Raw genomic sequence first — 25,536 nt, forward strand, 5'->3', positions numbered from 1 at the left:
ACCACGAAACATACGAATACCCTGTGCGCCGGTTTCGGAGTCTATTTTGCTCTCGAGCGTACCAGGGGCAACAGTTCCCCTACCAGGTAGAGAGAGCCCGTCACGACGACGAGGCCGTTGCGCGGGCAAACGTCCCAGGCTGCGCGCAGCGCCGCAGGAGCATTGCCATACGCGCGCATGCGCGAGCGAAACCGCGAGTGTGCCGCGGCGATGTCCGCCGGCTGGGCCGAGCGCGAGTTGGCCACGGGGGTCAGATGAATGCTCTCTGCCAGGGGGAAGAGCAGTCTGCCGATGGTTGGGATGTCCTTGTCGCCCAGCACTCCGAAGACGAGGTGGATTTCGCTGTCTTCGCATCTGAGCAGGTGATTGCGCAGCGCCCGCGCTCCTTCCGCATTGTGGGCGCCTTCGAGCAGCGTGCGGCGACCGGCAAAGTACTCATCCAGCCTGCCGGGCCAGTGTGTGCTTGCCAGGCCGTGCTTGACATCGGCGATGCGCACGGGAAATGCGTCGAGTGCTTCGGCTCCTGCAACGGCCAGGGCCGCATTCCGCGCCTGATGCAGCCCTGCCAGCGCCAGGGGCAGGCGCCGATAGTGGTGCCTGGGCGTCCTCAGGTCGACAGTCACCGATGAGCCCCGCTCGCCCACCACGTGGACGCGACAATCTCTGTCGATTTCCATCAGCGAGGCCGTCGCCCGGCGTGCCTTTGCCCGAATCACACGTTTGGCTTCCGGCACCCGGCATCCGGAAATGACCGGTACTCCGGCCTTGATGATTCCGGCCTTTTCGGCCGCGATTTCCGCCAGGGTCGAGCCGAGCAAATTCTGATGGTCGAAAGAGATCCCGGTGATGATACAGGCCTGCGGATTGACGATGTTAGTGGCGTCGAGCCGTCCGCCGAGCCCGACCTCAATGACGGCCACGTCGACTTTTTCCATGGCGAAGTGAAGGAAGGCGCAGGCGGTCAGGAACTCAAAATAGGTCAGACGCATGTCGAGCTCGTTGCGCGACCACAATTCCTCTTCCGTCTTGAAAACCTGAATGGCGAGCCGGGTAAACGTCCGCGCCGGGATGTTTCGGCCTGAGACCCGAATGCGTTCCTCGAGCTTCTCCAGATGGGGAGAGGTATACAGACCGGTCTTCCAGCCGGCGGCTCGCAGAATGGCCTCCGACATGGCAGCTACGCTACCCTTGCCGTTGGTGCCGGCAATATGGAGCACCGCATATCCTTCGTGCGGGTTGCCGAGAGCATGCATGATGGCCGCAATGCGGTGCAGGCCGAGGTGAATGCCGCGCACCTCATTGCCGCGCTGTGACAGAAGATTGAGAACTTGACTGTAATTCAAGGTTCAGGCGAGAAAGAAGTTTAAGGCATTGATCAGGTACTCGCGCAGGTCGCGTCGGTCTACAATGGCGTCGATCATGCCGTGCGCCAGCAGGAACTCGGAACGCTGGAAACCTTTGGGCAGCTTCTGGCGGATGGTCTGTTCAATGACGCGCGGACCGGCAAAACCGATCAAAGCGCCGGGCTCGGCGATGATCAGATCTCCCAGCATGGCAAAGCTCGCCGTAACTCCGCCCGTCGTAGGATCCGTCAGCAGCGATATGAAAGGTATCCGCGCATCGTCCAGACGGGCCAGGGAGGCGCTGATCTTGGCCATCTGCATCAGCGAGAAGGTGCTTTCCTGCATGCGGGCGCCGCCCGATGCCGATGCGATGATGATCGGCAACCTCTCGCGTGCAGCCCTCTCCACGGCGAGCGTGAGCATCTCACCGACGACCGAACCCATTGAACCGCCGAGAAAGCCGAACTCCATAGCAGAGATCAGCGTGGGCCGGCCGCCGAGCTTGCCGGAGGCGTTGATTACGGCGTCGTTGAGCCTGGTGGCGGAACGTGCCGCCGCGAGCCTCTGTGCATACGGCTGCAGATCGACGAATTTCAGCGGGTCCGGGGATACGAGATTCGTATCCTGGATCTCGAAGGCGCCTTCGTCGAACAGCGAACGCAGACGGTCCTGCGCTCCAATCCTGGCATGGAAACTACACTTGGGGCAGACCCTTTCGTTGGCATCCAGATCCTTCTTCCAGATGATGGCGCGACAGCCTTCGCACTTGGTGAACAGCCCTTCGGTGCGGATGGTCTTGTCCTCATCTTTCAGGGATGCGGGAAGCGGAGGTTTCTCTTTCTTGAACCAGGCCATAGTTTTCGCTCCCGGGAGCGTTCCGCGGCCGCCAGCACCTGGAATCAGGTCGGACACCCTCGCCACAGAGTACTAAATCCTATCACCTGGCGCGCTCATGAGTCCAGTGCGCTGGAAAGCAAGGGCATGCTGAGATCAGGGAATCGACTGCGGCATCAGGGCTTTCAATTGTGAGGCGAGCTCCGCTGCGCTTGTGACCGGCGCCTGGTAAACGTGGCTGCTGCAGATACGGGCAGTTGGGAGGCCCGAAACCTGCACGTGCTCCCTGAGCAGGAAAAGCTCGCTACCATCCCCGCAAACCACGATCTTATTGGGCAGGTAACGGTGGAAAACCTCGCGCAAGAGCGTGCGTGTCGCTTCCTCGCGCGGGTCGCCTGCGATGGCGATCTCGAGCGCACCCGACAGAGCGAAATCAAGAGCGCAGGCCAGATGGCCGAATGTGGCCGGATGACGGGCCATGACCTCGGCCAGAGCCTTCAATAGCGACAGGGCAGGGTGGGACCAGCTTTCGTCCCGGGTGAATTTTGCCAGCCGCAGCAGCGCGTGGGCGGCCGCGGAATTGCCTGAGGGTTGGGCATGGTCGTAGAATTCCTTTGGCCGCTGAATGAGATCCCCGTGTTCCCCCGAACTCATGAAGAATCCCGCGCCGGCGCGGTCCTGGAACTTATCGACCGTGATGGCGGCGAGTCTCGTGGCCTCCTGCAGCCAGCGCGGCTCAAAAGTCGATTCATAGAGCGACAACAGCCCGTCCACGAGGCACGCATAGTCGTCCAGAAATGCGGGGATCCTCGCCTGGCCATCCTTATAGCTGTGCAGGAGGCGGCCGCCTTGTTCCAGACGCGAAAGGAGGAATTCGGCGCACCGCACCGCCGCGGCGCGGAAATCCTCGCGGTCCAGCCCCTGCGCAGCTTCCGCGAAGCTCTTCAGCATGAGTCCGTTCCAGGCGACCAAGATCTTTTCATCACGCGCCGGCCTGATTCGATCCGCGCGCATGGCAAGTAGCGCACGCTTCCCGTGCTCAACCCGATTCCACAACTCCGGTTCAGAAATCCCGTTCAGCCGGGCCACAAGGCTGGCCGGGCGCGGAATATGGAGGACGTTCCTGCCTCCCAGACTCCCCTCGGCGGTGATTCCGTAATAACGGCAGAATAGCTCGGCATCCTCACTTCCCAGCCGGTCTTCGACCTCGCGCCGCTCCCAGGTGTAGAATCTGCCTTCCTCCCCCTCGCTGTCCGCGTCCTGAGTCGCATGAAATCCCCCTTCCGGCGAGGTCATCTCGCGCAGCACGTACCCCAGCGTCTCTTCGACGACACGCCGGTAGAGGAGGTTGCCGGTGAGCAGAAAGGCATGCAGGTAAATCCGGCTCAGCAAGGCATTGTCGTAAAGCATCTTCTCAAAGTGCGGAACCAGCCAGTGTGAGTCGACGGAATAGCGGTGGAAACCTCCGCCGAGCTGGTCGTAAATGCCGCCGGATGCCATCTTCTGAAGCGTTTGCTCCACGGCCTCCAGGAAACGCCGGGCTCCGGTGCGGGCAAAGGAGCGCAGCAGAAAATCCAGAGGCATGGCCGGAGGAAACTTGGGAGCCGTGCCGAAGCCGCCATCTTGCAGATCATAGTCTGACATCAGGCTTGATGCGGCCTTATCGAGGATATCGGGGGTCAGTTCTCCGGTCGCGGGGGGGAGCTGGATGTCGCTCTGCAATTCATGCATGATTGCGGCTGCATCTTTCCCGATCTCGGCTCTTCGCTCACGATATGCCTGGGCGACGCTGAGGAGAACGCGGGGGAATCCCGGTATCCCATGACGCTCTTCCGGCGGAAAGTAGGTGCCGCCATAAAACGGCACCTGATCCGGAGTCAGGAACACAGTCATGGGCCAGCCGCCTCTGCCCGTCATCATCTGGACCGCCTTCATGTACACGGCATCGAGATCGGGCCGCTCCTCCCGGTCCACCTTGATGTTGATGAAGAGTTCGTTCATGCGCGCGGCGATCTCCGTGTTCTCGAATGACTCGCGCTCCATCACGTGGCACCAGTGGCAGGCGGAGTAGCCGATACTGAGCAGGATCGGCTTGTCCTCTTCCTTGGCTTTCTGCAGAGCCTCCTCCGACCAGGGATACCACTGAACCGGATTATGGGCGTGCTGAAGCAGATAGGGGCTGGTTTCATGGATCAGCGCATTCGTCATACCAGCCAGAGTAGGACGCGCACAGACGGCCGTCAAGATCGAGTACTGAGCACTCAGTGCTTTTTTTTGGAGGGGCGTTCATATCTTGCTTCGACGGTACTCTGGATGCCGCCGCGCGGTGTGAATTGGCCGCGCACGATCATTCGGACCGGCCGGCATGCCGATACCAGGTCGCGCAGAATGCGATTGACCGCATTTTCGTAAAAGATCCCCACATTCCGGTAGGCGGTCACATACTCTTTGAGCGATTTCAATTCCAGGCACCACCGTGCCGGAACGTAAACGATCTCAATGGTGCCGAAGTCGGGCAGCCCGGTCTTGGGGCACATTGAGGTATATTCGGGGATGCTGATCCGGATCTCGTATCTGGGATACTGGTTCTCCCAACATTCGACTGCGGGCAGAACCGCATCGATTCCCGCTTTCGCATGCTTCTCGGTGTATCGTCTCATGGCTGCCACAGGATACCCCCGCTTCGGCGAACCTGCAAAGACGATACTCCTATTTTGGATTTTGGATTGGGGATTTTGGATTTGAGACTCATGCGCAGGGCCCGGGCCCAAAATCCAGGATTACAATCCAAAATCCAGAATCAAAGGCAATTGTTAATCCTGCGCCTTTCATGATAAACATGAGACGTGGATCAACTCGCGGAACGAAAAATCCATACCGTCTACGAGATCACCGCAGAGATCAAACAGACCCTGGAGAAATTCGGCGTACTGTGGGTCAAAGGCGAGATATCGAATTTCAAGCACCACTCGTCCGGCCACATGTACTTCAGCCTCAAGGATGACCGGGCCCAGCTGAAGGCGGCGTTTTTCAGAAACAACAACTATTACTTGAAATTCCGTCCGGAGGACGGTCTGGAAGTGCTCGTCCGTGGAAGGATCAGCGTTTATGAGCCGCGCGGCGACTATCAGATTCTGGTCGAGTACATGGAGCCCGTGGGAGTGGGCTCTCTTCAGTTGGCCTTCGAGCAGCTCAAGCAGAAGCTGCGCAACGAGGGGCTGTTCGATGAGGCGCACAAGGTCCGGCTTCCACTTTTGCCCAGGAAGATCGGTATCGTGACCTCTCCGACCGGCGCGGCGATAAGGGACATGCTGCGCATCCTCAACCGCCGCAATGCCTCGCTCGACATTCTCATCTTTCCTGCCCGGGTTCAGGGCACGGGGGCGGCGGAAGAAATCGCGGCCGGCGTAAGATACTTCAATGCCCGGGACGATATCGACGTGATCATCGTCGCTCGCGGCGGCGGATCGATGGAAGATCTGTGGGCGTTCAACGAGGAGATTGTCGCCCGCGCCATTTATGCCTCGCAGATACCGGTGATTTCCGCCGTGGGACACGAGGTGGACTTCACCATCGCGGACTTTGTGGCTGACCTGCGCGCGCCCACGCCCTCGGCCGCTGCCGAAATGGTGTCTGGGGCGCGCGAGGATCTGCTGGCCACGGTGCGTTCGCTGAGCCTGCGCGCGCTGCAGGCCGTGCGGTTGCTGATGGAGCGGCGGCGGTCTGCACTCGAGCGCCTGGCGCGCAACCGCGCCTTCAACGTTGCGCCCAACAAGGTCCGCGAACTGCAGCAGCGATTCGATGAATCGACGCTGAAGATGACGCAAACCATGGCGCGGCACCTCACTGCGCTCCGGCACCGCGAGCGCGTGCTGCAAATGCGGCTCATAAAAGTGGACCTGCGCCAGACCATCGCCCGCAATGCGGAGATTCTGGCCGGAAAACGAAACCGCCTCCAGTCTGCGGCCAGGACTTGGCTGCAAAGCCGGAGATCAAAGCTGGAACTGGAAGCGGGCCGGATGAATGCGCTCAGCCCGCTGGCGATCCTGCAGCGGGGCTATGCCATTTGCCGCAGCCAGCGCGGAGTCATCCTGCGCGACGTGGCCGGGATCGTTCGCGGGGAACGCGTCGAGGTCAAACTGGCGCGGGGCGAACTCGGCTGCCGGGTCGAAGAGACAAAGAGCTGATTCCTCCCGGAGCCTTCGGGTCCGGGCGGCTTATCCCGTCCAATTCCGGGATCCGGGTTGGGACAGCTTATTCACCGCTTCGGAGGTGCGATTTGGACATGAAAATGAAGGATTTTGAGAGCAACCTGAAGCTGCTCGAAGAAATCGTGGGGAAGCTGGAGGGGGGCGATCTCACGCTCGATCATGCTCTGGAACTCTTTGAGGAGGGCGTAAAGATCAGCCGATTCTGCAACGCGAAGCTCGAGGAAGCAGAACGCAAAGTGGAAACTCTGATCAAGAGCGCCGACGGCAGCATGGTGGAAGCGCCGTTCACCACGGAAGGCGACGATGCCGCCAAATGATTTGGGTTTTAGATTTTGGATCGGAAACCGGCTGGTACTTTATTCTCGGGCTGGTGGGCTTTCGCAAATCCAGAATCCAAAATCTTAAATTCAAAATATACCTAGGCATTTTGATGGATATTCACAGTTACCTGTCGGAGATAAGACTCGCAGTCGATCAACAGCTGGAGCGCCTGTTACCGGCGGTGGAAGAAGAACCCCCTACGATCCATCAGGCGATGCGCTATTCCATCTTTGCCGGGGGCAAACGCGTGCGTCCGATTCTGGTGCTGGCTGCCGGAGAAAGCGCCGGTGGCGCGCGGGATACTCTGCTCCACCTCGGGGCAGGCGTTGAAATGATGCACACCTATTCTCTGATTCACGACGACCTCCCCGCCCTGGATAATGACGATCTCAGACGGGGGCGCCCGACCTGCCATAAGGTGTTCGGCGACGCCATTGCGATCCTGGCCGGGGATGCCCTCATGACGCGGGCTTATCAGGTGCTGGCGGAACTGCCGAATGTTACCGATGCGACACGGCTTGCCATTATTCGGGAGATTGCGTACGCGACCGGCACGGTCGAAGGGATGATCGGGGGACAGGTGGTAGACCTGGAGTCGGAAGGGAAGACTGTCATCGCACCGGTCTTGGAGTATATCCATCGCTCGAAGACCGGAGCATTGCTGACGAGCTGCACGCGCTGCGGGGCGCTGGCTGCCGGCACCGATGCCGCGCAGCTCCATGCGTTGACGGAGTTCGGCCGCAAAATCGGCCTTGCCTTCCAGATCGTGGACGATATTCTGGACTTGACCGCCAGCAGCGAGAAACTCGGGAAAACGGCCGGTAAAGATCAGAAAGTGAAGAAAGCCACTTATCCAGCCTTGTTCGGAATTGAGGCATCGCGCCAGAAGGCACAGGAGTTGATCTGCGGCGCCCTCGATGAGATCCGGGAATTCGGGAACCGCGCCGAACCGCTGCGCGAGTTGGCACAGTTCGTTTGCAGCCGGACGACTTGAATTCATGACGGCGACCAGGAAACGCATCGACCAATTGCTGGTCGAGCGGGGCTTCGCCGAGAGCCGGCACAAGGCTCAAGCCCTGCTCCTCGCGGGCCAGGTGCTGGCGAACGAGCAAAAGATCGAGAAGCCGGGGCTGCTGGTGACTGCCGATGCCGCGATCCGGATCCTCGGGGAGATGCCATTCGTGAGCAGGGCCGGCGCGAAGCTCCAGGCCGCCCTGGACCACTTCCCCATCAGCGTTGCCGGCCGTGTTTGCGCCGACCTCGGCGCTTCCACGGGAGGATTTACCGACTGCCTTCTGCAGTACGGGGCCGCCGCCGTGCACGCATACGACGTCGGCGCCGGACAGCTTGACTGGAAGCTCCGCTCGGATGCGCGCGTCGTGCTTCATGAACACTGCAATGTCCGCTACCTCACGCCGGAGGATCTGCCCGAGCAGGTCTCCCTGGTGACGGCAGATCTCTCCTTCATCTCGCTCACAAAGATACTGAATCCGCTCAGGGATGCTCTTCAGACCAGGATCGCCTCCCGGGCGCTTCGTCCTGTCGATTTTCGAGTGGACCTGGTGGTGCTCGTGAAACCGCAGTTTGAAGTGGGCAAGGGAGAAGTGGGCAAAGGAGGGATCGTGCGCGATAAAAAAAAGCAACTCGCCGCCTTGGCCGCGGTGGCGCAATTCGCAGGAGCCTCCGGCTTTGATGTCCTGGGGAACATTCCCTCGCCCATTCTGGGTGCCGAAGGGAATCGAGAATTTTTGCTGCACCTGCAGCTCCTTCCTGTATGATCAAAACCATGAATTCCCCCGTGCGCAAGATCGGTCTGGTGCTGAAACGCCACGATCCTCGCGTTCGCGACGTGGTCACCGAGATTATTCCCTGGCTGCAGGCGCGCGGTGTCGAAGTGTTCCTCGATCAGGAAACCGCAAGCCAATATCCCCTCTCCAGCAGCGTGAGGGCGGCCGATGAACTCGCATCAAACGTGGATGTGGTGGCGGTCTTCGGCGGTGACGGAACCTTCCTCTATGCAGCCAGGCTTGCCGGCCGCAGCGGGGTTCCTTTGTTGGGAATCAACCTCGGCTCCCTCGGCTTCCTGGCGGAAGTGAAGCTCGAAGACATGCACCCGGCGTTCGAGCGTCTGCTCGCCGGGCAATACCAGCTGGAGGAGCGCGTGCTCGTCGATGTGAGCATCCTCAGGCAGGAGAATCAGCTGGCACACTACCTGGCCCTGAATGATGCTGTCATCAACAAGGGAGCTCTCGCTCGTATGATCGAGCTGGAAGTCTGGGTAAATTCCGAACTGGTCACCATCACCCGCGCCGACGGCCTGATCATCTCCACCCCTACGGGATCCACGGCCTATTCCATGTCGGCCGGCGGGCCGATCGTATACCCGACTCTCGGAGCCTTCATCATCACCCCCATTTGCCCTCATACTCTCTCCAACCGCCCGGTGGTTGTGCCGGATGGTGTAGCAGTAGGAGTCTGCCTGCGCCATGGGGGTGACGTGATGCTGACGGTAGACGGTCAGGTCGGGATGCCTCTGACACAAGGTGATTGCATCCGATTCCAAAAAGCCCGCTCCACGATCCGCTTGATCCAGGCTACCAACAGCACCTTCTTCATGCTGTTGCGGGAAAAACTCAAGTGGAACTGAATTTCTGCGGCAGGATATCAATCTTCTGATTTCACTCTCTGCGAGCTCAGCGAACTCTGCGTCGAGGTTTTTGGGATGCGGCTTTGCCGCGCCTGGTTCGCTTTTCCCCAATTGTCTGAATCGCAAGCCCGGTCACCGGATCTCATGGAGCCGCAGGTCGAGGCGGCGGCAGAGTCGGGCGAACGTGAAGATGGGGAATCCAACGATATTGAAGTAACAGCCCTCGATCCGATCGATGAAGAGCGAAGCGTACCCCTGAATGGCATAGGCCCCCGCCTTATCCCGATACTCTCCTGTAGCCAGGTACCAATCGATGTCCGATCGTGTCAGGGGACGCATATGGACGCGAGAGCGGCTGGAGGCTGAACCGGAGCGCCCTAAGGCGTTGTCAATGAGGCAGATCCCCGTGAACACCTCGTGCCAGCGGCCGCCGAGACTTCGCAGCATGTCCCCGGCCTCCGCCGCCGAAGACGGCTTGCCCAGGATGTGATCCCTCAGGAGGACGATCGTGTCTGCTCCGATGATCAGGTCACTGCGGTGCCTGGGGGCAACTTCGCACGCCTTTAGACGGGCAGCGCGCACGACATAGGATGCGGCCGACTCTCCGCGTCTTCGTTCCGGCTCAGGGCCGGTACTGGGATCGATGAGGAGCCTGAATCCGAGTGCGGCCAGAAGTTCCCGCCGTCGCGGCGATGCGGATGCCAGTACCAGGCGAGAGGCCGTTGGTGTCAGTGTTGTCATCGCTGATGTTCTCTGGTACTTTACACTAGTTCATTCAAGTCGCTGATCAGGTTGAGGGCAACCGGAATCATGCTGCAATCTGGAGGGGGCACAACGTGCCCGGGACTTATTGATGATCAGAATCATCGGTAGAGCATAAAGCCTGACATGAAAATAAATTGTATACCTCTTTTGTTTTTGTGCCTTCCTGTGGTTTTCCCTGCACCCGCGCCGCAATCTCCCGGCGCCACCCAGACGCCCGTGCCTACCGAATTTCCCGAGCAGCTGCTCAATGGCTCCGAGACCTTTAATCTTGCCATCGACGTATACGGCGACCTGCGGGGGAATTTCGGCCCCTGTGGCTGACCCATCCACCCAGCAGGCGGTTTCGCCCGCAGGATGAGCTATTGGAATGCCTTTGCCAAGAAATACCCATCCCGGTCCCTGTTGCGCCTTGACGGCGGGTCCATCTTCAGCCGGGGGGTGGCCGCATCCTCCATCGTGAATCGGTATATGCTCGAAGGGACTTCGCGATCGAATCTGGATGCCATCAATGTGAGCTCGTGGGACATTCCCGTCTGGCAAGAGATGGGGGACATGGCGGCAGCAGGAATGATTTCCGGTGACTTTCTCAAGCTGCCGCTGGTTTCTGCCAATGTCACCACGAAGCTCCCGAATTTTCCTGCTATCCAGCCCTATATCATAAAGGAGCTGCAAGTCGATCCCAAGGCTGGAAAACCACTGCGGGTGGGGATTACCGGGCTGCTAATCGATCCGGAAGAGCGGATCTCGCGCACAGATTTTCAGGTCCAGAAACCGCAGGAGGCCGCGCGCAAGATTGTCGCCGAGTTGAGCGGCAAGGCAGACTACGTGATCATCCTCACCGAAATGGGGCTGGGTGAGGCGATCAGCCTCTCCCTGGTCGTGCCGGGAATCAATATGCTCGTCGTGGCCCACGATTACACTACGCCGATTGATGCCCAGCAGATCGGAGATACTCTTGTTCTCGGCCCGATCCACGAAGGACAGATGCTGTCCGAAGTCCGCTTGACCATAAAGTCCGGCGCGCAGAGAGTGGAGATCGAAAGCCATACCGTGCCGCTCAACGAGACTGTTCCGGATGATCCTGCATTGGGCGAACTCATCCGCAAGGCCAAGGAAGAAGTGGACAAGGCGCAGAAGTGACCATCCGGTATAGACGGATGCCGAGCGGACATCCCGCTTATCCAGATCCGATGTGACCGGTCGCAAGCAAAGACCCGGGAGTCGGAATGTCCCCTTCTCACAGAGTCATGGCAATGGAATCAATCTCGACAACTCTGTTTTCTCTATATCGGGGCACGCCGTTTCAGGACGAGTGGCTGGTTGCCTGCCTGGACGGTGCCTGGCGGGGATTGCTGGGTGAGGGGGTCGCAAATTTCTGCCGGCCGCTGGCGGTGCGGGGTGAGGAGCTTGTGGTCGAAGTTCTCGACGCAGCCTGGCTGCCGACACTGGCAGGCATGAAGCAGGAACTGCTGCAGCGGATACGTGCCGCTACCGGCAGCACGGTACAGCGGCTGTCATTCGTCGTGAAGGAAGCCTGTTAGTTTCAACTGCGTCGTCCGGATGGAGGGAGAGGTCGCTTTCGTCCGCCGGATCCCAGGTTTGCCCTCCAGGATCCGAAATGGGAATAGCACTAGTCCGATGGCGGAGGTGGTGTTAAAATATCGCGTCCGTCATGCGCATTTTACGTGCGCTAAATTATTTGTAGCAATGGAGTAAGCGATGTTTGGGAATCATAGTTTCCGAAAGGTCGAATTCATCCTGGCAGTCACTCTGGCTCTGATCGGAACTTCCGCCAGTGCCTGGGCCCAATTCAGAGTGTTTGCCAAAGTCGTGGGGAATCCGACCGAAACGACGAGCCCGCTCATTTTTGATGTCAACAACGACCAGACCGACAACATTTCTCCCAACATTATAATCAATCAGGACCAGCAACGCGGCTTTGTAGCTTATACGGGGTCGGGCGTGATTGTGGAGTTTTCCCTGTCCACTGGGGAAATCCTGAACCGCATTCCGACCGGAGGCGCCCCGTGCTTCGCAACGCCCTTGCCAAACAATCGATTTGCCGTCGTATCGGTCTTCGAGAACGCGGCCAACTTCGTGCAGGGTAAGCGGATCTTTATCATCGACATGGGTGCGACCAGCGGCACAAGCTCCCTGGCGGCGACCTATACGTTCGCCAACGCGCAGTTTGGTTTCGGCAGCATCCTTACACTTTCACCCGACCAGACTGTCGGCTACATATCCTCGGCCGGGACCGGCGAGGTAATCAAGTTCAGCATGGCCGACGGGCGCGAATTAGGCAGGATCAGAGCAGGGATGAGAATCCCGGCTCAGATTACGATTTCACCCGATGGGAGTACGTTGCTGGTCGTAGATGTAGATCCGGGGACGCCGGAGCTGGATTTTTTCGACACTTCGACGTTTGCGAAGAAAGGCTCGCTCAAGAATCCGGATCCCGTACACGATGTTGTCGCCTTCACCATATTCAACAAGGCAGTACTGGCGCCGGACGGCAAGACCGGGATCATAGCCAGCCGCGGCAGGAACAACGTCCAGTTTAGTGAACTGGTTTTTCTCTTCGATGCTACCGACGGTGCCATTCTTAAAACCGGCAACACCGGTCCGGCACCGGGTTGGACAGGCCTCACTCCGGATGGGACCAAGTGGGTGATCATCAACATGTTCAGCGTCACGGTCATCCCGACGGACGATTTCGATCAGCTCCAGGAGTTTCAGGCAAACGCCGGCGAGCCCCTCGGCTCGGCCAACATGGTTTTCAGCTCAGACTCCAAGTTCGGCTTCTATGCCACTACCGGAGCCTCTGGCGTCATTCATGACCAGATTCTCCAAATCGACCTCGAAACCGGCTCTATCCTGGAGCAACTCCAGGTCGGCGATAGCCCCGATACTTTCGTTGATCAACCGTCCAGCATGGCCATTACCGCCGACGGCAAGATCCTCGTTGCCCTGGAATTCGTAAGCGACAATATCGACCTCATGAAACCGATCACGTTGGTGGCTGGCGGCAAATTTGTCAGCTCGCCCGATACCTTCACCGGCCTCAGCCTCCTCAACCTGTCGTCTCAGACGAACACGATCACCGTTTACGCGATGCAGGACTTCGGGGAACCGAATCAGGAGACCGGTGTCAACAACCCTGTTCTTATCACCCTCGACCCCAATCAGCAGGTGTCCCTGACGGTGGCGGAGATCTTTAATTTCGACGACTCCAATGCTCCTAACGGTGAACGTACGGGTTGGCTGGCCATCTATAGTGAACAGCCCGGAGTCACCGGCTATGTCACGATCGGGAAAAAGGACCTGACTAGCCTGAACGGCCTCCCGCTGGACAGCAATCCCGACCGTCTCCACGATTGGATCCTTCCGGTGGTCAACCGCAACGGAGATGCTTCCATTTCGCTCAGTACCCTGAACGACACCTTTTACACCGCTTCCTACAGCGTGGCACGCATTGCACATGACGGGACGCTGATTGACAGCCAGCCCACCCAGGCAGCCTCTGCGAGCAACCGCGTGAACCAGGACCTGCCCGATCTCTTCCCCAGGGATCATCTGGATACCGAGGGGTATCTTCATATGACTGCGCCGGAGGGAGTGTTCTCCAACGAGCTTTACAACAACGGCACATCGGTTGAGATCCTCAAGGGAATCGATCGCTACAAGCACGTTGGCGTGACCCGGCTCGCCGCACCGCAATATGCAACCTGTCCCGGCTGGAAGACCATCCTGAATCTGATCAATGCGGCCGCAGCCGAGGCCGATGTGACTGTAACGTTCCACGGTGCGGACGCAACTGTGCTCTGGCAGTTTCAGAAGCATTTCAAGATCGGCGAACAGCTCAGGGACGATGTCACCAACATATTCAACAACCCGCCCAGCGACATTAATAACCTGGTCGCCGACCCGGCGTTTCTGAACGCCGCCGGATGGGTGGAAGTCGAAAGCACTCAGGACCAGATCCTGGGTACGCTGACCTTCAACGCCAGCGACGACCATTTCGCCGCCAGTTACGAACTCTCCGCTACCCCTCTCAACCAGTTCATCTTCCCTATCGTCAGCCAGAATGACAGCTACCAGACCGGCGTCGCGTTGCTGAACAACAACGCGGATCCGGCAAATGTGACAGTGGAACTTTGGGGACCGGATGGCAACATGATCGGGACCCCTGCCACCCTGACGCTGGCTCCCCATTCCCGAACGGCAGCCTACCTGGACAGCCTGTTCCCCAACATGGACCCACTTTTGATAGGTAATTTGCGGATTCGATCCGATAAGGCTGTATATGGCTTCGGAATCGTGAACGATTCGAATTTCATGTTTGTCATGGCTATGCCCCCCATTCCGTTTTTCTGAGCGGAGGCCGGCTGCCGGGGAGATGGCCGGGGACGAGGCGAACCCGCCCAGTCCAGGGCGATATGACAAGGCTTGGAAAGGGAAGAGGGCTTTTCCCATGTACGAGAGCTATTACGGGCTGAAAGAAAAACCCTTCAGCCTCACACCGGATCCTGAATTCCTCTACCTTAACGAGGGCTTCCGGGGTGCGCTTGACTGTGCTATTTACGGCATTCAACGGCAGGAAGGTTTCACCACTATCGTCGGTGATGTCGGAACCGGGAAAACCACCTTCTGTCGGGCGCTGCTTGGCAAGCTGAACCAAAGCATCCGCACCGCCCTGATTTTGAATCCACTGTTGAATGAGGAGGAAATACTCAAGGCGGTGCTCCAGGATTTCGGCGTCAAACCAAGCCACCATCAACCGGCACCGGACGTTGCCACCCGGGAACTCCCCTATGACCCGAGCTGGATGCAGGGATTGACAAAGAAGGAACTCATCGATGAGCTCAACTGCTTCCTGCTCGAAGGCGCCGAGCGGGGAGAATTCAGCTTAATCATCATTGATGAGGCGCAAGACCTGTCCATGGGCGTCCTGGAACAACTGCGCATCCTCTCCAATCTCGAGACCGCCAAGAAGAAGCTGCTCCAGTTCATCCTTGTCGGCCAGCTCGAGCTCGCGCAGAAACTTCGCCTGCCGGGATTGCGGCAACTAAACCAGAGAATCACCATCCGCTACGCGCTCAAGCCCCTCTCGAAACAGGACATGGTCCAGTACATCGATCACCGTCTTTCCGTCGCGGGTTCAAAAAAGAGAGTGGGGTTCACCAACGGGGCCCTGCGGAGTATCTATTCGAACTCCAAAGGCTACCCGAGGCTGATTAACATCATTTGCGACCGCTCGCTCCTTGCCGGGTACAGCCAGCGAACCCGGCTCGTCACCGGGAGCATGGTGCGCAGTGCTGCCCGCGGCATCCGGTGGAAGCGGCAGCGGATCAAGATTCGCTTTGTCGGGTCGAAGAAGCTGATAGTTCCGATTGCCGCATTGCTGGCCTTGGCACTGCTGGCGGCCCTGTTCTTCTGGATCCGGCATGGCTCATTGCCGGATCTCAGTGCCAATTTCTCAAGAGCTTTATCCTGGTCCTCACTAGCTCTGGCAAATTTGCGACGCTGAAACAGCATCGGAAAACCCCTGTTGTCCGGCACTAACCTTTTTAGATTGTAGGAATTGGCGGAAGATCCGCACGCTTTATTTTCGATTGCAACCGCATCCTCACCATGTTATTATCTGCGTTTGTCTAGTCGATTTGCTGGAGGTTGTCTTGTCGCTCACGAGGGAAAAGAAGACCGGGATTGTCGACGCCTATCGCACCCACAGTACTGATACCGGGTCGCCTGAAGTTCAGATTGCCATTCTGAGCGAAAGGATCGCCTACCTGACGGAGCATTTCAAAGTGCACGCCAAGGATCATCATTCCCGCAGAGGATTGCTGAAAATGGTCGGCAAAAGGCGTCGCCTGCTGGATTATCTCAAATCAAAGGATATCAATCGTTACCGAACCGTGATCGAACGGCTCGGGATGCGCAAATAGGAATGCACAATTGCTGTGCCGGTCCCGCGTGGAAGCGGCCGAACCGGGTCTCGGACCCGCCCTGCCCTATCTCGTATAGACTCACGGAACGTCACGGAAAAGGACTTGAGGCATCGTTGCGAAGCCATCGAACGTTCCTATGCCTTAACCGGGCCAATCAGATCAAAGGCGCCGGTCAGTTCTTTATCTCCATCTCTGTAGCGAGCAGGCAGGAGTGTCGGTTCGACGCGCTTTTGGGGTCCGGCAATAACCGGAGCAAGGTGGGAAATGGGTTATGAGTTATGAGTTAACGACTATCTGTTGCCATCGATAGTCTTTAACCCGTGACTCATAATCATAATTCCTGAATCTCCAAGCCCACCAAACTCGAGCAAGCAGGCATCTCATTCTAGGAGGAACAGTCATGAAGTATAGAGTTGCCACCGAGATCGGTGGACTGGAATTCAGTATCGAAATGGGCAAAGTTGCCACACAGGCAGACGGTGCAGCTTATGTCAGTTACGGTGACACGGTTGTGCTCGCCACCGCCTGCGCTTTGAAGGAACCCCGTGAAGGGGTCGATTTTTTCCCCCTCACGGTGGACTATCGCGAGAACACATATGCGGCGGGGAAGATCCCCGGCGGATTCTTCAAGCGCGAGGGGAGGCCGAGTGAGAAGGAAATTCTCACGTCGCGGTTGATCGACCGCCCGTTGCGGCCGCTGTTTCCCGAAGGCTACTGCAGCGAAGTTCAGGTCATAGCCCTGGTGCTTTCGGCCGACAAGGAAAATGATCCCGATGTGATGAGCATTACGGGTGCCTCAACGGCCTTGTACTGCTCGCCGATTCCCTTCAACGACCCGATCGCTGGGGTGCGCGTGGGGCTGATGGACGGACAGTTGGTGGCCAACCCGCCCTTCACCAAGCTCAAGGACAGCAGCCTGAACCTGATCGTGGCCGGCACTGAGGATGCGATCGTCATGGTCGAGGCAGGGGCGCAGCAGATCACGGAAGAGACCATGATTGAGGCGCTCGATTTTGCCCACGACAACATCCGCAAGCTGATCGCCCTGCAGAAGGAATTGTACGCGATGATTCAGCCGGTGAAGCGCGAGATCGTCAAGCCGGTTCTGGATCAGGCCGAATACGCACGCATCGAGCAGGCCTACGGTCAGGCGATCTCCGACGCGCTGCATATCAAAGGGAAGCTCAACAGCTACGGCAGGCTGGACGAAATCTCCAAGGAAATCGTCAGTCCCATACCCGAAGAAGAAGAGGAGCGCCGATCCCAGGCCAGCGCCATCTTCCAGCACATCATGGAGAAGATCTTTCGCAAGGAGATCCTCAGTGACAGGATCCGGCCGGATGGCCGCCGCTTTGACGAAATCCGCCCGATCACCATCGAGGTGGGATTGCTGCCTCGGACTCACGGTTCTGCCCTGTTCACACGTGGCGAAACCCAGGCGCTGGTGACGGCGACATTGGGGACAGCTGACGACGAGCAGCGCATGGATACGCTCGAAGGCGAATCGTTCAAGCGCTTCATGCTGCACTACAACTTCCCGCCTTTCAGCGTCGGTGAAGTCAAGCCACTGCGCGGTCCCGGACGGCGCGAGATCGGCCATGGAGCCCTGGCCGAAAGGAGCATCCTCCCTGTTATGCCGGTCGAAGAGGCCTTTCCCTACACGGTGCGGGTCGTTTCGGACATCCTGGAGAGCAACGGCTCATCTTCGATGGCTACGATCTGCGGCGGCATTCTGGCGCTCATGGATGCCGGCGTGCCGATTGCCTCTCCGGTGGCGGGCGTGGCCATGGGATTGGTCAAGGAAGGCGACAAATATGCGGTGCTGACAGACATCGCCGGGGCCGAAGACCACTACGGAGACATGGACTTCAAGGTCGCGGGGACTGCCAAGGGGATCACCGGCCTGCAAATGGACATCAAGATCGGGGGCATTACCCGCCAGATTATGGCCGAGGCCCTGGCTCAGGCCAAGGAGGGGCGCCTTTTCATTCTGCAGCGCATGGTTGACGCACTGGGCGCGCCGCGCTCCGAGATCTCCACCTATGCGCCCCGCATCATCACGATCCAGATTCCAAAGGACAAGATCGGTGGCGTGATCGGCAGCGGCGGCAAGACCATTCGCGGGATTATCGAGCAGACCGGCGTGAAGATCGACATCGAGGACGACGGCAAGGTCAACATCGCGTCGACGGATTCGGAGTCGGCTCAAAAGGCGATCCGGATCATCGAAGACCTGGTCATGGAAGCTGAGGTGGGGAAGACATATCTCGGCACGGTTACCCGGTTGGTCGATTTCGGCGCTTTCGTGGAAATCTTCCCCGGCACAGAGGGCCTGCTGCATATCTCCGAAGTGGCCGACTATCGCGTTCAGGACATCAACAGCGAACTCAAGCTTGGTGAACAGGTCCTGGTGAAGGTCCTCAGCATCGAGCCTCCGAACAAGATCCGTTTGAGCCGCAAAGCCGTTCTGCGCGAGGCGGCGGGCCTGCCGCCTGCGGAACCCAGCTCGCGACCGCCCCGGCGCGGAGACAGACCGCCGCGTGGAGGTGGACACGAGCGCGGCGGCCGTGACCGGGAACGGAGGCCAGGCGGGGGCGGTGGCCGGCGCTTCAACCACTGATCCTTATGGGACGAACACTGCAGGTCGCGCCGCCAGGCGCGACCTGCTGATATATGGGAAGTGATGAGCCATGAGTAAAGCGCTCATCACTGCTGATCATGCACCGAAACGACATCCTGAATCTTCTCGAACAGGTTCAAAAGGGGGCGCTGACGCCTCATCAGGGAGTGAAGCGCCTGGAGAGCCTTCCCTTCGAAGATTTGGGCTTCGCGCGGGTTGATCATCATCGCACCCTGCGGCAGGGTTTCCCCGAAGTGATTTTCGGCCTGAAGAAAAAACCCGGGCATGTGGCTGCCATCGTGCGCAGCCTGCTGCCGCAAAAGACCAACATTCTCATTACCCGCTGTCCTCGGAATGTTTACGCCGCCGTGCGGCGGGTGACCCGGAAGGCGCAATACCATGAGATGGCTCAGGCTGCCAGCATCATTCAGGATGCCACGATCCACGGCGACGGGATAATCCATGTTGTTTGCGCCGGCACCTCCGACATTCCGGTGGCGGAGGAAGCAGTGCTGACCGCACGCGTGATGGGAAATGAAGTCGAAACCACTTTTGATGCCGGTGTGGCAGGGATTCATCGCCTGCTGAGCGCGCGCGAGGCTCTGGCACGCGCCCGGGCCATCATCGTGGTTGCCGGGATGGAGGGGGCTCTGCCCAGCGTGGTGGGCGGAATGGTGAGTGTCCCCGTGATCGCTGTCCCTACCAGTATCGGCTACGGCAGCTCCTTTGGCGGGCTCACCGCGTTGCTTGCCATGCTGAACAGTTGCGCGTCGAACGTAACGGTAGTCAACATCGACAACGGCTTCGGCGCGGGTTTCGTCGCCAGCCTGATCAACCGCAAAAGATCGTGACTTTCGGTCGAAAGCAGGATCCCGGAGTCGGTCGAAAACGCGCCGATATCTTAACTAACTGATGTTAAAAGAGTTGCGGCTCTCATCGCCGACAGCACTTTGATTTTCCCGGCCTCCAATCTATTTCCTTGCTCCTGACCCCGGGCTTTGGTCGAATGTCGGATTCTGAGGGCTGGCTTTTCTTTTTCACTCTGCTATCATTTCTGAACTAAAAACCTCGAGCGTAATCGTATGCCTTTATACTCCGATGGCGTGCTTGATGAAGTGCGTAACTCCGTCAACATCGTCTCACTGGTTTCCGAGTATCTCGCGCTGAAGAAACGCGGGCGGAACCACGTGGCGCGCTGCCCGTTTCACACCGAGAAGACGCCTTCGTTCAACGTCAGCGAGGACAAGCAGATCTTCCACTGCTTCGGTTGCGGCGTGGGTGGGGACCTTTTCAAGTTCGTGATGCAGATCGAGCAGATTTCCTTTCCTGAGGCGGTGCGTTTCGTTGCTGAGAGGTATGGCATCGCGCTGCCGCAGCCGGCGGTACGGGAAGAGCCCAGCACCGGCAGCGACAGCGACACGATGCGCAAGGCCGCAGAGGCTGCCGCGCTCTTTTTCCACCATGCGCTGCTCGAGACCGAGGAAGGGCGCTCGCCCCTGGCTTACCTGCAGGGAAGAGGGGTGACTCGGGAGACGATCGACCGTTTCAAGCTCGGATATTCGCCGGCCGGGGGAACCTCGCTTCTGGTCCACCTGCAGAAAAAGGGCTTCCCGGTTGCGGCCTTGGAGGAATGTGGCCTGGTCAAGCGCTCCGAGGATGGCAGCCGCCATTACGACGCCTTTCGCGGCCGGATCATGTTCCCGATCACCGACATCCGCGGCCGTGTCATTGCCTTTGGCGGCCGCGCTCTTGGAGATCATCAGCCGAAGTATTTGAATTCCCCCGAGAGCAGGCTCTATAATAAGAGCCGGAATCTCTTCGGGTTGAGCTATGCCCGGGGAGGGATCCAAAAGTCAGACTATGCCGTGCTGGTCGAGGGGTACATGGATTTTCTTATCCCTTTCCAGCACGGAATAGAGAACGTGGTTGCCTCGCTGGGTACCAGCCTGACTCCTCAACAGGTGAAGTTGCTCGGGCGGTATACCCGTGAGGTAGTAGTCAGCTATGATCCTGATTCTGCAGGGCTTGCGGCAACACAAAGATCACTCGACCTTTTCCTGGAGGAGGATTTTCGGGTTCGGGTATTCAGATTGCCCGAAGGGCAGGACCCGGACGCGTTCGTTCGAAGTGCAGGCGCAAAGGAATATCTGGACCGGCTGAGGAAGTCCGCTCCCTACCTCGAATTTGTGCTGGAAACCGCACTGCAGAGCCGGGGAGGCCTGGGCGACCCGAAGAGTAAGGTCCAGGTGCTGAATGCGGTCTTGCCGTATCTGGCCAAGGTTCCGAACGCCGTCGAGCGCTCGGATTACGTGTTTCATTTTGCCCGCAAGTTGCAGATCGAGGATCAGCAGCTGCTCGCGGAAGTGAAGCGGGCGGCGCAGCAAAAGAAGACGCGGCTTCGGGAAGCTCCCCTGGCATCGATGGGAGCGATGAAGTTCGCGGAAAAGCGGCTCCTTCAATTCCTGCTCAACCATTCAACGCTCCAGCCGCACATTCTTTCCCTCTGCTCCGACCGGGATTTCGAAGGTCTGGCGACGGAGAGGGTATTCACCGTGCTCCTGGACGATTTCCGACTGGGAGTAGTTACGACGTTTGAGAGCCTTCATCGGAAGTTTGCCGGTGAAGCGGAACAGGTCATGCTGGCCCAGCTCCAGATGGAGGAGGTGCCGGAGAACTTTTCCCGCGAAACGGCTGAAAGTTTTCTCTGCGCGCTGCGTAGTATCAAGCTGGAGTCGAAGAAGCAGGAAATACTCACAAAGATCGCTGAAGCAGTCGAGCGGAAGGACGATACGTTACTGAACCATCTTATCGAGCAGCGGGTTCAGGTCGATCGCGAACTGGTCAGCCTGTCCAGGAAATAGCCGGAAAGGAGACAGCAGGTTTGTCTATCGAAGAAAAATACGATGAAGTGAAAGAGTTGATCATGATGGGCAAGGAGCGCGGATACCTGCTCTACGATGAAGTCAATGACCTGCTGCCGGAGGGGATCTGCTCTTCGGATGAGCTTGACAGCATCTTCTCTCTTTTCGGTTCTGCGGGTATCGAGGTGATCGACTCGGAGCAGAAGTTTCAGGACGAGGGGAAGAAGGAGGACAAGCAGGGCGAGGATGCCGAGGAAAACGAGTTCGATTTCGGCGCCATCACGCTCGACAAGACCAACGACCCGGTGCGCATGTACCTGCGCGAAATGGGCACGGTGCCGCTGCTGAGCCGCGAGGGCGAGGTCGAGATTGCCAAGCGCATCGAGCATGGCCAGAAGATTGTGCTGAAGGCCCTCTCCCGTTCCAGGCTGGTGGTCCGCGAAATTCTGAACATAGGGGACAAACTCAAAAAGAGCCTCATCTCGATTCGCGACGTCGTTTCGTTCAACGACGACGAGATCACCGAAGAACGACTGGGTGAAAAGAAGCAGATCGTACTGGAGGCCGTCGAGGACATCCGCAAGCATGAACGGGCGGCCAATCGATACCGGCAGAGGCTGTCCCAGTGCCGCAAGGGATCTCGCCCGTACAAGAAACACCTTTCCATGTTCGCTCGCCATCGGATCGATGTGGCCCGCAAGGTGGGCATCCTCGAGCTCAGCCCCGCGCAACACGAGCGACTCGTCGGCGTGATCAAAAACACCGTGGACGAGGTTGTGGCTCTGGAACAGGAAGTTCACAAGCAGACCAGGAGCCTGGAGGCGCCCCGCCGGCTTGAGGACGCCAAGGCGATCAGGAAGCAGATCAAACATCACGAGACCAAAATCAGTGAGATCGAGGAAGAGGCCTTCGCCACCATCCCCGAGCTGAAACGAACCCTGGCGACCATCAAGGCCGGGGAGCTCGAGGCCGACATCGCGAAGAAGGAGCTGGTCGAGGCCAACCTGAGGTTGGTGGTCTCGATCGCGAAGAAATACACCAACCGCGGCCTGCAGTTCCTGGACCTGATTCAGGAAGGGAACATCGGCTTGATGAAGGCGGTGGACAAGTTCGAGTACCGGCGCGGCTACAAATTCTCCACCTACGCGACCTGGTGGATACGCCAGGCGATCACGCGCGCCATCGCCGATCAGGCGCGCACCATACGCATCCCGGTGCACATGATCGAGACGATCAACAAGTTGATCCGGACTTCGCGCAGCCTGGTGCAGGAATACGGCCGCGAGCCGACCAGCGAAGAAATCGCCAAGAAGATGGACTTCCCGGTGAGCAAGGTGCGCAAGATCCTGAAGATCGCACAGGAGCCGATCAGCCTCGAAACGCCGATCGGTGAGGAGGAGGACAGCCATCTGGGCGACTTCATCGAGGATCGCGGCGTGGTCTCGCCGGCGGAGGCTGTGATCAACATCAATCTGAAGGAACAGACCGAGTCGGTGCTGAAGACGCTGACCCCACGCGAAGAGCAGGTCATCAAGATGCGTTTCGGACTGGGCGACGGCAGCGAGCACACGCTCGAAGAGGTCGGCCAGCGCTTCTCAGTCACCCGCGAGCGCATTCGCCAGATCGAGGCCAAGGCGCTGCGCAAATTGCGGCATCCATCCCGCAGCCGCATGTTGAAAGCCTTCTTGGAAGGCAGCATCATGCGGGATTAGCTACAGTTTCTTTCTGCAATTATCGATGACGATGAGGCCCGCCCAAATTGGCGGGCCTCGCTGTTTTTGGCCCTGCAGCCAAGGCGTCACGACCCGAAGACGCGCGGGTCATGGAGACTCTTGCCGCCTTGGAGTTTTCAGGTCTGGGCGTTTGACGTGCAAATCTTCTTCAGCTCTTTCGAACCACATGCGCGCCAGGCGCAGGTTCTCAGGCGCTGCGCTCATACACAATGGTCCCTTCGTGCATTGCGGGATAAATGATCGTGCCTACCAAATCCCGGTACCGGGCGAGTTCTTCCGGAGTCGCCACGACCACGTCCTTTGCCAAGCCGATGCCGGCAAGCGCCTTCCGGATTTTAATGGTCAGATCCCGTTTGGATCCGTTGACCGGCATTACGACGAGGAGATCGACGTCGCTGTCGGGACCGGCATCTCCGCGCGCATGCGATCCGAAAAGCACGATCATTTCGGGATGGAATCCGTCCACGATGCGCCGAACCATCTCCCGGATTATCCTGTCGACTTTCTCCTCTGTCATTGCTACAGTCTCTTCCATTACGTTCAAGCCTCTTCCCGTCTGGCCATCAGCCGTCACCGGCGCCCATTGCCCGACAGCAGGTGTGACCACGCAGCATCCTCCTCGGGCTTCGTCCAGTCGGAAAGTGCTGCTTCACTCAGGATCGCTGTCCCATTGTCGTGATCTGCCGGTTCGTCCAGAATCAGGACGAATGCCCGGCGACCGGACTTGAGATGCACCGGCTCGAGCAGCTTCACATTGCCTCGATCGTCAACCACAGCTTCAAAAGTCTTGATCATGATTCCCCTTCTCCCAAGACATTTTACACCTCGACTTGTAGAACGCAGGATTTCAAAATGAAGTGTGGTCAGCGAAGGGTTTCCCCGCATTGTGTCTGCTGCACGCTCGGATGACTAATTCTATTTCTTGCCCTGCACCAGCTTTGAGAGATCGAGTGAACCCTGTCGCACGCGTACGTTAAGGCTGGAGCCTCCTTTTATGGCAACCCGGATCGTGCTGTTTTTGCCCGCTTGGAGTTTCTCCGGATCGATCGCCCAGCCCAGCAGGTAGTAGCGCGAGATTTCCTCTAGGGTCGTGATCATGGCCGCATCCAGGGCATTGGTGTTTTTCAGGAAGCGGCCGCCCGTGTCGCTCGCAATGGCATTGAGGGCATCCATTGAGGCGGCCACTTCATTAACGCCGCTACCGGCTAGTGATCCGGTAATGTCCGGCGCCCTCTTTACCTTAGAATCAGGGAGCCCTACTACCAGGCCACGAGCATCGAGCGTGTAGACGACGATTCCCGCCCGTGCCGCTCCAGTCGTGATTTCATTTATTCTTGAAACGACATCGCTGCTCTTAGTCTGAAGAACAAATCCGTCGGATAGATAGAAGACTATTTTTCGCCCAGGCAAGGTTTCTACAGACTGCAAGAAACTGCGCAGAGCACCCAACGATCTCTCGCCAAGGCCTGCTGACTGCTGAACGAGAAAAGAGGCTCTTCGGAGGGTTGTTTCCACGGCTTCCTTGAGGGGCCCTCCATCCCCGGGAATGATCATGCCGAGATCGACAGGTTTACGGAGGATGGCCGAAACAAAATAAGTCAATACCGCCTTATCATTACGATCCAGCGCCGCCGCCTGGGCCTCGGTCATCGGCGGCCATGCAAGGTCTTCCGCTCCCGCGCTCTTGAAACTTAGTTTTTCCAGGGAAGCAAGCAGCATGGCCTTGTCGCCTGTGAGTTGCTGAGTCGAACCAAGCTGTCCTGATGCCGCGAATATTGCGGCCCTGTCCCTCGGCTCGACCGACACATTGATCAAGTTGGAAAGCGCAGCCCGGCACCTCATAGTGCTGTCTGCCGACAGGTGCCAATCGTCCACGAAAAACAAGAGCGTGCGCCCGGGATTCTCAAATTTCGTGGCGTGCTGCTCAGGAATCTGAACAGGCTTGTTTTCGGCTCTTGCCCATATCTCCTCGTCGTGGCGGCTTCCTGCGGAGATCATCTCGAAGAATTCGATCGGCTGGACTTTGCCATCAATGCGCAATTCAAACTGCTCTTTTTTGAGATCCGGCACGAAATGCCCTTGCTTGTCGAAGACCATGACGTCAGTCTGAACCAGCCCCACGCTGACGCGTATAGTAGGTTCCTGTCCGGATGGGGTTCTTTGTGCCTGAGAATGCAATGGACCTGTCAGGCAAAAAAGAAGGAAAGTGCACACAAACGGCATCTGAAGCGCAGGCTGTATGGACATTTTCGC

22 protein-coding genes are annotated in these 25,536 nt (G+C 58.4%); 14 read left to right on the forward strand and 8 right to left on the reverse strand.

The genetic code is table 11. The annotated features are described in order from the left end of the window. Positions 1-41: 41 nt before the first annotated feature. From LAP85_17040 to queF, 4 genes are all read right to left on the reverse strand, one after another. Positions 42-1,343, reverse strand: coding sequence for a bifunctional folylpolyglutamate synthase/dihydrofolate synthase (locus LAP85_17040; GenBank protein MBZ5498108.1), 1,302 nt, complete (start codon positions 1,341-1,343; stop codon positions 42-44). Positions 1,344-1,346: 3 nt separating this feature from the next. Continuing rightward, the gene (gene accD, locus LAP85_17045) at positions 1,347-2,198 is read right to left on the reverse strand and encodes an acetyl-CoA carboxylase, carboxyltransferase subunit beta (protein MBZ5498109.1); all 852 of its coding nucleotides are present in this window, start codon (positions 2,196-2,198) and stop codon (positions 1,347-1,349) included. Between the two features lie 135 nt (positions 2,199-2,333). Further along, on the reverse strand, positions 2,334-4,385 hold the full coding sequence (locus tag LAP85_17050; protein MBZ5498110.1) for a thioredoxin domain-containing protein: 2,052 nt from the start codon (positions 4,383-4,385) through the stop codon (positions 2,334-2,336). A 53-nt stretch (positions 4,386-4,438) separates the two neighbouring features. After that, positions 4,439-4,837, reverse strand: coding sequence for a preQ(1) synthase (gene queF / locus LAP85_17055; GenBank protein ID MBZ5498111.1), 399 nt, complete (start codon positions 4,835-4,837; stop codon positions 4,439-4,441). A gap of 186 nt (positions 4,838-5,023) precedes the next feature. Here queF and xseA point away from each other — a divergent pair, with 186 nt between their 5' ends. The 5 genes from xseA to LAP85_17080 all read left to right on the forward strand — a co-directional run bounded on the left by xseA (position 5,024) and on the right by LAP85_17080 (position 9,356). Beyond that, positions 5,024-6,364: an exodeoxyribonuclease VII large subunit gene (gene xseA, locus LAP85_17060; GenBank protein ID MBZ5498112.1), complete on the forward strand. Its 1,341-nt coding sequence runs from the start codon at positions 5,024-5,026 to the stop codon at positions 6,362-6,364. Positions 6,365-6,462: 98 nt separating this feature from the next. Then, positions 6,463-6,705, forward strand: a complete 243-nt coding sequence (gene xseB, locus LAP85_17065) for an exodeoxyribonuclease VII small subunit (protein ID MBZ5498113.1) — start codon at positions 6,463-6,465, stop codon at positions 6,703-6,705. 113 nt (positions 6,706-6,818) lie between these two features. Further along, complete coding sequence (locus LAP85_17070; protein ID MBZ5498114.1) at positions 6,819-7,703, forward strand: polyprenyl synthetase family protein; 885 nt, start codon at positions 6,819-6,821, stop codon at positions 7,701-7,703. A gap of 4 nt (positions 7,704-7,707) precedes the next feature. After that, positions 7,708-8,487: a TlyA family RNA methyltransferase gene (locus LAP85_17075; GenBank protein MBZ5498115.1), complete on the forward strand. Its 780-nt coding sequence runs from the start codon at positions 7,708-7,710 to the stop codon at positions 8,485-8,487. An 8-nt stretch (positions 8,488-8,495) separates the two neighbouring features. After that, positions 8,496-9,356: an NAD(+)/NADH kinase gene (locus tag LAP85_17080; GenBank protein MBZ5498116.1), complete on the forward strand. Its 861-nt coding sequence runs from the start codon at positions 8,496-8,498 to the stop codon at positions 9,354-9,356. Positions 9,357-9,488: 132 nt separating this feature from the next. Here the strand turns inward: LAP85_17080 and LAP85_17085 are convergent, their stop codons facing one another. Beyond that, complete coding sequence (locus LAP85_17085; protein ID MBZ5498117.1) at positions 9,489-10,097, reverse strand: Maf family protein; 609 nt, start codon at positions 10,095-10,097, stop codon at positions 9,489-9,491. A gap of 378 nt (positions 10,098-10,475) precedes the next feature. Between LAP85_17085 and LAP85_17090 the strand changes: the two genes are divergently transcribed. The 9 genes from LAP85_17090 to rpoD all read left to right on the forward strand — a co-directional run bounded on the left by LAP85_17090 (position 10,476) and on the right by rpoD (position 23,262). After that, positions 10,476-11,261 (forward strand): hypothetical protein, encoded by a 786-nt coding sequence (locus LAP85_17090; GenBank protein MBZ5498118.1) that lies wholly within the window; start codon positions 10,476-10,478, stop codon positions 11,259-11,261. 113 nt (positions 11,262-11,374) lie between these two features. Then, positions 11,375-11,662, forward strand: a complete 288-nt coding sequence (locus LAP85_17095; protein MBZ5498119.1) for a DUF721 domain-containing protein — start codon at positions 11,375-11,377, stop codon at positions 11,660-11,662. A gap of 178 nt (positions 11,663-11,840) precedes the next feature. Beyond that, a complete protein-coding gene (locus tag LAP85_17100; protein MBZ5498120.1) occupies positions 11,841-14,495 on the forward strand; it encodes a hypothetical protein in 2,655 nt (884 codons plus the stop codon). Between the two features lie 97 nt (positions 14,496-14,592). Next, positions 14,593-15,648 (forward strand): AAA family ATPase, encoded by a 1,056-nt coding sequence (locus tag LAP85_17105; GenBank protein MBZ5498121.1) that lies wholly within the window; start codon positions 14,593-14,595, stop codon positions 15,646-15,648. A gap of 148 nt (positions 15,649-15,796) precedes the next feature. Beyond that, a complete protein-coding gene (gene rpsO, locus LAP85_17110) occupies positions 15,797-16,066 on the forward strand; it encodes a 30S ribosomal protein S15 (GenBank protein ID MBZ5498122.1) in 270 nt (89 codons plus the stop codon). A gap of 403 nt (positions 16,067-16,469) precedes the next feature. Continuing rightward, the gene (gene pnp / locus LAP85_17115; GenBank protein ID MBZ5498123.1) at positions 16,470-18,689 is read left to right on the forward strand and encodes a polyribonucleotide nucleotidyltransferase; all 2,220 of its coding nucleotides are present in this window, start codon (positions 16,470-16,472) and stop codon (positions 18,687-18,689) included. A gap of 98 nt (positions 18,690-18,787) precedes the next feature. Continuing rightward, a complete protein-coding gene (larB, locus tag LAP85_17120) occupies positions 18,788-19,540 on the forward strand; it encodes a nickel pincer cofactor biosynthesis protein LarB (protein ID MBZ5498124.1) in 753 nt (250 codons plus the stop codon). A gap of 231 nt (positions 19,541-19,771) precedes the next feature. Continuing rightward, complete coding sequence (gene dnaG / locus LAP85_17125) at positions 19,772-21,550, forward strand: DNA primase (GenBank protein MBZ5498125.1); 1,779 nt, start codon at positions 19,772-19,774, stop codon at positions 21,548-21,550. A gap of 20 nt (positions 21,551-21,570) precedes the next feature. Then, entirely contained in the window at positions 21,571-23,262 is a 1,692-nt protein-coding gene (rpoD, locus tag LAP85_17130) for an RNA polymerase sigma factor RpoD (GenBank protein ID MBZ5498126.1), read from the forward strand. Between the two features lie 208 nt (positions 23,263-23,470). On the opposite strand, the gene LAP85_17135 is transcribed toward rpoD, so the two are convergent. From LAP85_17135 to LAP85_17145, 3 genes are all read right to left on the reverse strand, one after another. After that, positions 23,471-23,764, reverse strand: coding sequence for a nucleotidyltransferase domain-containing protein (locus LAP85_17135; protein ID MBZ5498127.1), 294 nt, complete (start codon positions 23,762-23,764; stop codon positions 23,471-23,473). An 89-nt stretch (positions 23,765-23,853) separates the two neighbouring features. Then, positions 23,854-24,078 (reverse strand): hypothetical protein, encoded by a 225-nt coding sequence (locus LAP85_17140; GenBank protein MBZ5498128.1) that lies wholly within the window; start codon positions 24,076-24,078, stop codon positions 23,854-23,856. 120 nt (positions 24,079-24,198) lie between these two features. After that, the gene (locus LAP85_17145; GenBank protein MBZ5498129.1) at positions 24,199-25,530 is read right to left on the reverse strand and encodes a VWA domain-containing protein; all 1,332 of its coding nucleotides are present in this window, start codon (positions 25,528-25,530) and stop codon (positions 24,199-24,201) included. Positions 25,531-25,536: the final 6 nt, after the last annotated feature.

The sequence above is a fragment of the Terriglobia bacterium genome (assembly GCA_020072565.1).
Taxonomy (GTDB): domain Bacteria; phylum Acidobacteriota; class UBA6911; order UBA6911; family UBA6911; genus JAFNAG01.